Here is a 9,654-nt window from a genome sequence, read left to right on the forward strand (position 1 = left end):
GCCGCGCCGCACGCGGCCGATGCCGGCAACGCGGTCGCCGCGCGCTGAACGCCGGGCGCCATCGGGCGCAATCGGTCACGATCGGCCGCCCGACCATCATCCATCCCACTGATTCAGGCATCGCTTTTTAATCGATTTGATTTATGCGATGCCCATCCCTATTCTCGATCGCATGACGGTGCGGTGTCTGCCGCGCCGCGTTCCCCCAACCCCACGGATTGACCCATGCAAGCGAACCGCCACCAAGTCCGGATCGACGCGCTGATCGACGCGGCGCAGGACATCCGCTGTTTCCGGGTTTCGCGTGTCGACGGCCAGCCGTTCGACGCATACGAACCGGGCGCCCATATTGATGTGACCGCGCCGTCCGGCATCACGCGGCAATACTCGCTGTGCGGCAACCCCGACGAGCGCGGCAGCTACCTGTTCGCGGTGAAGAAGGAAGCGCAGTCGCGCGGCGGCTCGCGTTCGCTGCACGACGACGTGCAAGTCGGCGCCGAGCTGTCGATCGGCGCGCCGCGCAACCTGTTTCGTCTGACGGATGACGCGAGCGAGCACGTGCTGATCGCGGCCGGCATCGGCATCACGCCGCTGCTGTCGATGGCGTATGCGCTGCACCGGCGCGGCGCGCGCTATCGGCTGCATTACTTCGCCCGCAGCCGCGAGCACGCGGCCTTCGTCGCCGAACTGTCGGCCGAGCCGTTCGCGTCGCACGTGACGTTCCACTACGGCATCGAGCCCGCCGCGCTCGCGGCCGAGCTGGGCCGCTGCGTCGAATCGGTCGACGCGCATGCACACGTCTATACGTGCGGCCCGGGGCCGTTCATGGATGCGGTCGTCGCGGCGGCCGCGACGCGCTTGCCTGAAGATTCGATCCATCTCGAACGCTTCGCGGCGGAACCGGCCGCCGCCGATGCCGGCAACACGGATGCCGGCGCCGGTCCGGCCGCCGACGGATTCGAAGTGCGCCTGCAGCGCAGCGGACAATCGGTACGCGTCACGCCCGACACGTCGATCGTCGACGCGCTCGCGCGCATCGGCATCGAAGTCGACACGTCATGCGGCGAAGGCGTGTGCGGCACCTGCATGGTGCCCGTGATCGACGGCGAGCCCGATCATCGCGACCATTGCCTCAGCAAGGCCGAGCGCGCGAGCAACACGGTGATCTGCTGCTGCGTGTCGCGTGCGCGCTCGGCGGTGCTCGTGCTCGATCTCTGATCTCTGACGCGCGCGGTACGAGCGACGCCGGTTCGTCACGTCGCGCGCCTTCGAAACGCTCGATGACCTCCGCCGTCAACGTGCGAATCCACGCGTTGCCCCCGCCTCGTGGGTCATGCGTCGTTGAAGCGCACGACGATTTCCGCTGACGGCTCGCGCATCCGACGCGTAAGCCCCGCCTCGTGGGTCACGTCGTCGTCGAAACGCTCGACGATCTCCACCGACGGCTCGCGCATCCGACGCGTTAGCCCCGCCTCATGGGTCACGCGTCGTCGAAACGCTCGACGATCTCCACCGACGGCTCGCACATCCGACGCGTTAGCCCCGCCTCGTGGGTCACGTCGTCATCGAATCACTCGACGATCTCCACCGCCAGCTCGCACATCCCACGCGTTAGCCCCGCCTCGTGGGTCACGTCGTCATCGAATCACTCGACGATCTCCACCGCCAGCTCGCACATCCCACGCGTTGCCCTCGCCTCATGGGTCACGCGTCGTCGAACCGCTCGACGAGTTCGGCCAGCAGCGTGCGCATCCACGCATTGCCCTCGTCCTCGTGGAAATGCTCGTGCCAGTGCATCGTCACCGGTGCGGGCGGCAACGTAACGGGCAGCTCATACAGGCGGAACGCATTGTCGCGGTTCAGGATCTGCGCGAGCCGCTTCGGCAGCGTCGCATAGAGATCCGTGACCGACAGCACGCTCGGCAGCGCGACGAAGTGCGGCACTTCGAGCGCGATGTTGCGGCCCACGCCCTGCGCGCGCAGCGCATCGTCGAGCGCGTGGTGGCTGTGCTCGACCGATTTCACGTTGACGTGCGCGGCGCGCACGAACTGGTCGAGGCTCAGCGCGGCGCCACTCGGCACCCCGCGCCGGCGGCCCGTCATGCACACGTAGGTTTCCTCGAACAGCGTCTGGTGACGCGTACGCGGCATCAGCTCCGGCAGGTTGCCGATCGCGAAATCCAGCCGGCTCGCGCGCAGCGCTTCCTCGATCTCCTCCACCGGCAACGGCTGCACGCTCAGCGTCACGCGCGGCGCGCGCTCGCGCAGCGCCTGGCAGATCGCCGGCAGGTACGCCATCTCGCCCGCATCCGACAACGACAGCCGAAACGTGCGCGTGCTGGTGGCCGGATCGAAGCGCTCCGCGTAGCGCAGCGCCACGCGCACCATGTCGAGCGCCTTGCCGACGATCCCCGCGAGTTCGAGCGCGACTGGCGTCGGCTGCATGCCCGCGCGCGTGCGCACGAACAGCGGATCGTCGAACAGCGTGCGCAACCGGCCGAGCGAATAGCTGACGGCCGGCTGCGACAGCGCGAGCCGCTCGCCGGCCTTCGTCAGGCTGCGCTCCTCGACGATCGCCTGGAACACGCGCAACAGGTTCAGATCGAGATGATCGACCGATGTCATCGTTGCCTCCATCATTTGCCGTATTTATTGACTGGCCAATTTTAGATCAATTTGACGGATATGTAGTGGGAGACGAGACTGGGTACTCGAAACCGCGCGCTGCGCGGCCCGATTTCGCGACTCTTTCCCCCACACGACGATGAGCGACATTTCCTACCAGACGATCGACACCAGTGCGTTGCATGGTCTCGCGCAACCCGACCGCATCGCGCCGGCGATGTATCACGATCCCGCGCTGTTCGAAGCCGAGCTCGACCGCATCTTCTACCGCACCTGGATCTGGGTCGCGCACGAAAGCGAGCTGCCGAACCCGGGCGACTTCATCACGACGACGATCGGCCGGCAGCCGGTGATCGTCGTGCGCGACAAGACCGGCGAGATCAACGTGCTGCAGAACCGCTGCCGCCATCGCGGCGCGACCGTGTGCGAATCGCACAAGGGCAACGCGAAGGGTTTCACGTGCCCGTATCACAGCTGGTCCTACGCACTCGACGGCACGCTGCGCGCGCTGCCGTACGGCGACGGCTACGAAGGCGTGTGCGAGAAAGGCGACCTGCCGCTCGTGAAGCTGCGCGTCGGCGTGTACCAGGGGCTGATCTTCGCGAGCTTCAACGACGACATCGAACCGCTCGAGGATTTCCTCGGCGGTGCGAAGCCGTGGATCGACCTGTTCATGAAACAGGGCGCCGGCTACCCGATCAAGGCAAACGGCGAGCACAAGTTCAAGTTCAAGGGCAACTGGAAGATCCAGCTCGAGAACACGACCGACCTCTATCACTTCCCGGTCGTGCACAAGTCGTGGATGAAGTCGATCGACGACGAGACGGCCGCGGCGATCACGAGCTTCATGACGAGCGAGGACGCGTTCTGCCGCGGGCTCGGCAACGGCCACAGCCTCGCGGTGCTGATGCCCGAGCTGATCGACCTCGACGAAGACGACGGCGCGCCGCTGGCCGAGCGCTTCGCACCGCTCGCGGCCAAGCTCGCCGAGCGCCACTCGCCGGACGAAGTGCGCCGCATCGTGCGCTCGCTGATGGGCGTCGGCTTCAACCTGAACCTGTTCCCGAACCTCGCGCTGTCGATGGCGTTCTTCCGCGTGCTGCGGCCGATCTCGGCGAACGAAACCGAGATCCGCCACGTCGCGCTCGCGATGGACGGCGGCCCCGACGAAGCGAACCGCGAGCGGCTGCGCATCCACGAGCACTTCCAGGGCCCGTTCGGTTTCGGCAGCCCCGACGACGCGGAAGCATGGGAGCGCGTACAACGCGGCGCGCATGCGGGCCCCGACGTGCCGATCCTCGTGAATCGCGGGCTGAACCGCGAGACGACCGCCGCGAACGGCGAAAAGACCGCGCATGCGACCGACGAAACCGGCATGCGCGAGGCCTACCAGCAATGGCGCACGATGATGGAGCAACAATAATGGACGACCGCAACGCCCTCTTTTCCGAGCAGACCTTCGCCCGCGCGGTCGAATTCGTGTGGCGCGAGGCCGAGATGCTCGACCGCCGCGACTATCGCGCGTGGCTCGACCTGTGGGAGCCGGCCGGCCACTACGTGGTGCCGATCGATCCCGACACGACCGACTTCGCCGCCACGCTGAACTACGTGTTCGACGATCAGGACATGCGCGAGAAGCGCGTGCAGCGGATGGTGTCCGGCTACTCGGCATCGGCGACCGACGCGGCGCGCACGGTGCGCACCGTGTCGCGCTTCACGCTGGAAAGCGGCAGCGCCGACACCGTCGAGCTGAAATCGGCGCAGGTCGTCGTCGCATACAAGCGCGGCGTCGCGACGCTGTTCGCGGCCGATGTCACGCACAAGCTGCACGTCGATGCCGAAGGCGAGCTGCGGATCGCCGAGAAGGTCGTGCGCCTGATCGATTCGACAGAAGCGCTCAGCGCGATCGGCTTCCTGCTGTAAGCGGCCGCCGGTTCGCCCATCGCCAACGCGACGGTGAGCTGGCCACCTTCACCTGTAAGCGACCGCCGGTTCGCCATCGCCAGCGCAACGGTGAGCCGGCCACCTTCACCTGTAAGCGGCCACCGGTTCGCCGTCGCCAGCGCAACGGCGAGCCGGCCACCTTCACCTGTAAGCGACCACCGGTTCGCCGTCGCCAACGCAACGGTGAGCTGGCCACCTTCACCTGTAAGCGGCCACCGGTTCGCCGTCGCTAGCGCAACGGTGAGCCGGCCACCTTCACCTGTAAGCGACCACCGGTTCGCCGTCGCCAGCGCAACGGTGAGCCGGCCACCTTCACCTTTCCCGACGACCATGCCCACACTCGAAGTTTTCCTGCCGGCCGGCCATGACGACACCCGCAAGGCCGAACTGATCGCACGGCTGACCGGTGCGACCGTCGAATCGATCGGCGCACCGATCGAATCGGTGCGCGTGCTGCTGACCGAATTGCCCGCGACGCACATCGGCCTCGGCGGCCGCAGCGCCGCGGACGGCGCGCCGCCGTCGTTGCCCGTGATCGTCGCGATCCTGATCGCCGGCCGCACCGATGAGCAGAAGCGCGCGCTGATAGCCGCGCTGTCGGAGACGAGCGCCAGCGTGCTCGACGCGCCGCTGCAAGCCACCCGCGTGATGATCAAGGACATCCCGACCACCGATTTCGGCATCGGCGGGCAAACCGCACGGGCGCTCGGGCGCTGATCATGCGCTGCGCGCGTGCCTGCCCGCTCATGCGCAACGGCCGCCGAGCGGCCGCGGCATCAAGCGTTCGCCCGCGACTATGCGTCTGCCTGAGCCTTCGTTCCAGCGAGCGGCAGCGTCACGCGACAGTCGAGCCCGCCGCCGTCGGCCGGGCTTGCAGCGATCCGGCCGCCGTGGCGCGTGACGATGCTCTTGCACAGCGACAGCCCGATTCCGTTGCCGCCGGCCTTCGACGACGAGAAGCCGTCGAACAGCCGGTCGTGCGCATCGGCCGCGATCCCTGGGCCATTGTCGATCGCGCGCAGCTCGGCATGCCCGCCGACGTTCGCGGTGCCGAGCGTCAGCATGCGCGGCACGCGTTCGCAACCGGCGAACGCCTCGATCGCATTGAACGCGAGATTCAGGATCACCTGCCCGATCAGCACGCGCTCGCAGCGGATCGGCAGCGGCCCATCGGCCTGCACGATCGTGACCGTCACGCCGGCCTCCTTCGCGCGCAGCTCGATGAAGTACGCGACGTCCGCGAGGATGTCGCGCAGGTCGGAGAGCGCAACGACCGGCTCGCGCTTCACGATGAACTCGCGCACGCTCTTGATGATCAGCGCCGCATGCTCGGCCTGCCGGTCCGCACTGCGCAGCCCCCAGATCGCGTCGTCGATGGCGCCGCGCGCGTTCAGCCGCTGCACCGCGCCTTCGATGAAATTGCGCACGGCCGCGAGCGGCTGGCTCAGCTCGTGCGCGATCACGCTCGCCATCTCGCCCATCGCGTTGTAACGGCCCGCGTGTTCGAGCATGCGCGCTTCGGCGCGTCGGGCATCCTCGATCGCGACTTCGTCGCTCACGTCGCGGAACTGCACGAGCAGCCCGTCGAGATCGTCCTCGATCTCGACCTGTCGGCACAAAATGCGCAGCCAGCACGGCGAGCCGTCGCGCCGCACGATCCGGTAGCGCTGCGGCGCAGACGGATACGCGGACGGCGCATCGCGCAGTTGCGCGACGAGCCGGTCGCGATCGGCTTCGGAGCAGTAGTCGAGCACCTCGCCGAGCGCTTCGTCGGGCGCGAGCCCGAGCACGCGGCGGCCCGACTCGCTGATGAACTGCACACCGCCGTGCGGCGTGACGACCGCAATGCCTTCGTCGAGATCCTGCATGAATTCGCGCAGCCGCGCCTCGTAGCGGCGCAACTGCTGGCGCACCGCTTCTTCCGCGCTGATGTCGCGGAACTGCACCATCACGACGTCGCGCCCGCGCAGCGGCACGTAGGTGGCGGTCGCCTCGGACAGCATGTCGACGCCCGTGCGCGACCGGTAGCACCACTCGTACACCTGCGGCCCGTCGACGAGCGCCCGGTCCCACGCACTCACGGCGATCTCGCGCTGGTATTTCGGTTCGGGGCGCGTCATGTCCGGCGCCTTCAGCGGCAGCAGCTCCTCGACGGAAAACCCGAGCGCGATGCACGCGGCGCGGTTCGCCCACACGATCGCCTTGGTGTGCGCGTCGTGCAGCAGCACGCAGGTCGTCAGCGCGTCGAGCAGCCGGTGGAAATCGTCTTCGTCGGGGAAACTCATGATCGGCTTCGGATGAGGCCGCGCGGCATCGCGCGACCGGAAACCCAACATAGCACCGGCGCGCGCCGCCCGCATCTGAAGATTTCTTTAGTGCGGCACGGAACGTCACCAGTCGCACGGCCCAACGCACCAATTGCTGCGCGTTTTCGGCGTTTCTAGACTGATTGCAATGTCATGCGATGCGCATGCGACCCAAGCAATCGAACCCCATTCGCCCCCCAGGAGACAGCCATGCCCCACGCCGCCCTCGCCCTCGACACCGCACCGAGTGCTCCCCACGCGGCCAGCGAACCGGCCGCCCGGCTGTCGCCGCTCGACGCCGTGATCGAGACCGTCGCCGCGCGCCGCGAAGAATTCGACCGCCTATCGCACGTGCCGCGCGACGTGATCGCGCTGTTCAAGGAGGCCGGCATCTATCGCGCGGGCACGCCGCGCCGTTTTGGCGGCGATGCGCTCGCGCCGACCGCGTTCCTCGACATGATCGAGCGGATCGCGACCGCCGACGGCTCGGCCGCGTGGGTCGCGAGCTTCGGCTCCGCGAACGTGTATCTGGCCGCGCTGCCGCTCGACACCCAGGCCGAACTGTATGCGAGCGGCCCCGACCAGGTGTTCGCGGGCGGCCTGTTTCCGGTGCAACCGGCCCAGCCCGCGCCGGGCGGCTGGCGCGTGAACGGCACGTGGAAATTCGCGAGCGGCTGCAAGGGGGCCGACTGGCTCGGCGTCGGCATCGCCGTGCCGGGCGCGCAGGACGCCGCGCCGAACAAGCCGCGCACGGCCGTGTTCCGCGCCGATCAGGTCGAGATCGTCGAGAACTGGAACGTGGTCGGCATGCAGGGCACCGGCAGCCACGACCTGCGCGTCGACGATCGCTTCGTGCCCGAAGCATGGACCTTCGTGCGCGGCGGCGAGCCGACCGTCGACGAGCCGCTCTACCGCTATCCGACCGTCGCGTATGCGGCGCAGGTGCTGGCCGTCGTGAACCTCGGCCTCGCACGCGCGGCGCTCGACGTCGTGAACCGGATGTCGGGCGGCCGGCAGACGACGACCGGCGCGCCGCGTCTCGCCGATCGCGCGTACTACCGCATCGAACTCGCAAAGGCCGAAGCGCAACTGCGCTCGGCACGCGCGTTCTTCTACGACGCAACCGACGGCGTGTGGCAATCGATCCTCGCCGGCAACCCGGTGACGCCCGACCAGGTCAGCCTGCTGCGGCTCGCGGCCACGCAGATCGCACGCGAAGGCGCGAGCGTCGTCGAACGTGCGTACCGCCTCGGCGGCACGGCGGCGATCTATCGCACGCACCCGCTGCAGCGGCTGCTGCGCGACGCCATGGTCGTCACGCAGCACGCGTTTCTCGGCGAAGGCAACTTCGACGGCGCCGGTGCGGTGTTCACCGGCGTCACGCCGTTTCCCGGCTATCTGTAACCTGCGTCCGACCGACGCTGTTTTTCCGAACGTGCATGACGCCGATGCCGAAGCGCTTTCGCCGGCCGGCTCGTGCACTCAACCGATTCTTCTGGAGAACCCGAGATGTCCGATTCGAATCCGCTGCCGCTGCGCGTCCTGTTCTGCTGTGGCGTGTCGCAAAACTTCTTCGACCTGCCGCGCGAGAAGATCGGCGAAGTGTGGCAGGCGTACGGCGCGATGCTCGCCGCCGTCGAGGCAATGCCCGGCGTGCGCGTGCTCGGCGTGATGGATGACGACCGCCTCGTGGTCGGCCAGGCCGACGGCGCGCCGTGGACCTTCTACATCATGGCCGACGTCGCCGACTTCGACACGACGGTCGCGGTGTGCAACCTGTATCGCACGACGCCGGTCGGCGAATACAACCTGTGGCGCTACGGCAAGATCGAAGCGCGCGTCGGCCGTGCGCTGACGGTGCCGCCGGCCGCGAAGCCGGCCGCGTGAGGCGCGCGATGACCGACCTGTCTCCCGGCCTGATCGACGCGCTCGCGCAGCGCCTGGCGACGCTCGACGCCGAGCGCGCGGTGCGCGCGACGATCACGCGCTACATGGCGCTGTGCGACGTGCCCGAGGATGCCGGCGACGGCCCGTCGCTCGCCGAGCTGTTCACGTCCGATGCCGTGTGGGAAGGCATCGGCCCGCAGTATGCGCACAAGTTCGGCCGTCTCGAAGGCACGGCCGCGATCGTCGCGATGCTGGGCCGCTACCTGCCGCCCGATCCGCACTTCTCGGCGAACCTGCATTTCCTGACGTCGGAGTCGATCGAGATCGGCGCCGGCAACGCAAGCGCGCGCGGCCGCTGGATCATGCTGCAGGCGTCGCGCTACGCGGACGGCTCGGCCGAACTGATCGCCGCGCGGCTGACCGTCGATTTCGCGCCGGCCGGCGACGGTTCGACCTGGCTGATCCATCATTTCCGCACCGAACGCGTGCTCGACGGCCCGTGGCCGCTCGCCGCCGCGCCACGGTCCTGACGCTTTCCAACGCTTGCCCACGATTCCGACCATGACAGGCTTCATCGACACCTTCACGCTCGGCGGCCCCGGCCCCACGATCGCGATCAAGGACACGATCGACATCGCAGGCTATCCGACCCGCGCGGCGAGTCGGGCGCTCGCCGATGCACCGCCGGCCACTCGGCACGCGGACGTGGTCCGCCTGCTGCTCGACGCCGGCTGGCAGATCGCCGGCAAGGCGAACATGCACGAGCTCGCGTTCGGCATGACCGGCATCAACGACTACACGGGCACGCCCGTCAATCCGCAGGACGCGACGCGCATTCCGGGCGGCTCGTCGAGCGGTTCCGCTTCGCTCGTCGGGCTCGGCACGGTCGACG

Annotated in this window: 10 protein-coding genes; 8 read left to right on the forward strand and 2 right to left on the reverse strand. The window is 68.3% G+C overall.

Features of this window, described 5'->3' with window-relative positions; all coding sequences use genetic code 11:
- Positions 1–225 precede the first annotated feature (225 nt).
- The gene (locus G3N99_RS28005) at positions 226–1,218 is read left to right on the forward strand and encodes a PDR/VanB family oxidoreductase (protein ID WP_174938401.1); all 993 of its coding nucleotides are present in this window, start codon (positions 226–228) and stop codon (positions 1,216–1,218) included.
- A 486-nt stretch (positions 1,219–1,704) separates the two neighbouring features.
- Here G3N99_RS28005 and G3N99_RS28010 read toward each other — a convergent pair whose 3' ends face one another.
- The gene (locus tag G3N99_RS28010; RefSeq protein WP_174938399.1) at positions 1,705–2,625 is read right to left on the reverse strand and encodes a LysR family transcriptional regulator; all 921 of its coding nucleotides are present in this window, start codon (positions 2,623–2,625) and stop codon (positions 1,705–1,707) included.
- 139 nt (positions 2,626–2,764) lie between these two features.
- On the opposite strand from G3N99_RS28010, the gene G3N99_RS28015 reads away from it, so the two are divergent.
- The 3 genes from G3N99_RS28015 to G3N99_RS28025 all read left to right on the forward strand — a co-directional run bounded on the left by G3N99_RS28015 (position 2,765) and on the right by G3N99_RS28025 (position 5,286).
- Complete coding sequence (locus tag G3N99_RS28015; RefSeq protein ID WP_206124007.1) at positions 2,765–4,048, forward strand: aromatic ring-hydroxylating dioxygenase subunit alpha; 1,284 nt, start codon at positions 2,765–2,767, stop codon at positions 4,046–4,048.
- Positions 4,045–4,548 carry an aromatic-ring-hydroxylating dioxygenase subunit beta gene (locus tag G3N99_RS28020; RefSeq protein ID WP_174938535.1) on the forward strand — a complete coding sequence of 168 codons (504 nt, stop codon included), beginning with the start codon at positions 4,045–4,047 and terminating at the stop codon, positions 4,546–4,548. Before G3N99_RS28015 ends, G3N99_RS28020 begins: the two co-directional genes overlap by 4 nt.
- Positions 4,549–4,899: 351 nt before the next feature.
- Positions 4,900–5,286 (forward strand): tautomerase family protein, encoded by a 387-nt coding sequence (locus tag G3N99_RS28025; RefSeq protein WP_206124008.1) that lies wholly within the window; start codon positions 4,900–4,902, stop codon positions 5,284–5,286.
- Between the two features lie 77 nt (positions 5,287–5,363).
- On the opposite strand, the gene G3N99_RS28030 is transcribed toward G3N99_RS28025, so the two are convergent.
- The gene (locus tag G3N99_RS28030) at positions 5,364–6,929 is read right to left on the reverse strand and encodes an ATP-binding protein (RefSeq protein ID WP_206124009.1); all 1,566 of its coding nucleotides are present in this window, start codon (positions 6,927–6,929) and stop codon (positions 5,364–5,366) included.
- 156 nt (positions 6,930–7,085) lie between these two features.
- Here G3N99_RS28030 and G3N99_RS28035 point away from each other — a divergent pair, with 156 nt between their 5' ends.
- The 4 genes from G3N99_RS28035 to G3N99_RS28050 form a co-directional block, all read left to right on the forward strand.
- Positions 7,086–8,279, forward strand: a complete 1,194-nt coding sequence (locus G3N99_RS28035; RefSeq protein WP_206124010.1) for an acyl-CoA dehydrogenase family protein — start codon at positions 7,086–7,088, stop codon at positions 8,277–8,279.
- Positions 8,280–8,384: 105 nt separating this feature from the next.
- Positions 8,385–8,762, forward strand: coding sequence for a hypothetical protein (locus G3N99_RS28040; protein WP_011356094.1), 378 nt, complete (start codon positions 8,385–8,387; stop codon positions 8,760–8,762).
- An 8-nt stretch (positions 8,763–8,770) separates the two neighbouring features.
- Positions 8,771–9,292 (forward strand): nuclear transport factor 2 family protein, encoded by a 522-nt coding sequence (locus G3N99_RS28045; RefSeq protein ID WP_206124011.1) that lies wholly within the window; start codon positions 8,771–8,773, stop codon positions 9,290–9,292.
- A 31-nt stretch (positions 9,293–9,323) separates the two neighbouring features.
- Positions 9,324–9,654 (forward strand): amidase family protein (locus G3N99_RS28050; protein WP_241011884.1); only part of this gene is annotated, 331 nt, incomplete at its 3' end.

The sequence above is a fragment of the Burkholderia sp. Ac-20392 genome, from assembly GCF_017104585.1.
GTDB classification, from domain to species: Bacteria; Pseudomonadota; Gammaproteobacteria; order Burkholderiales; family Burkholderiaceae; genus Burkholderia; species Burkholderia lata.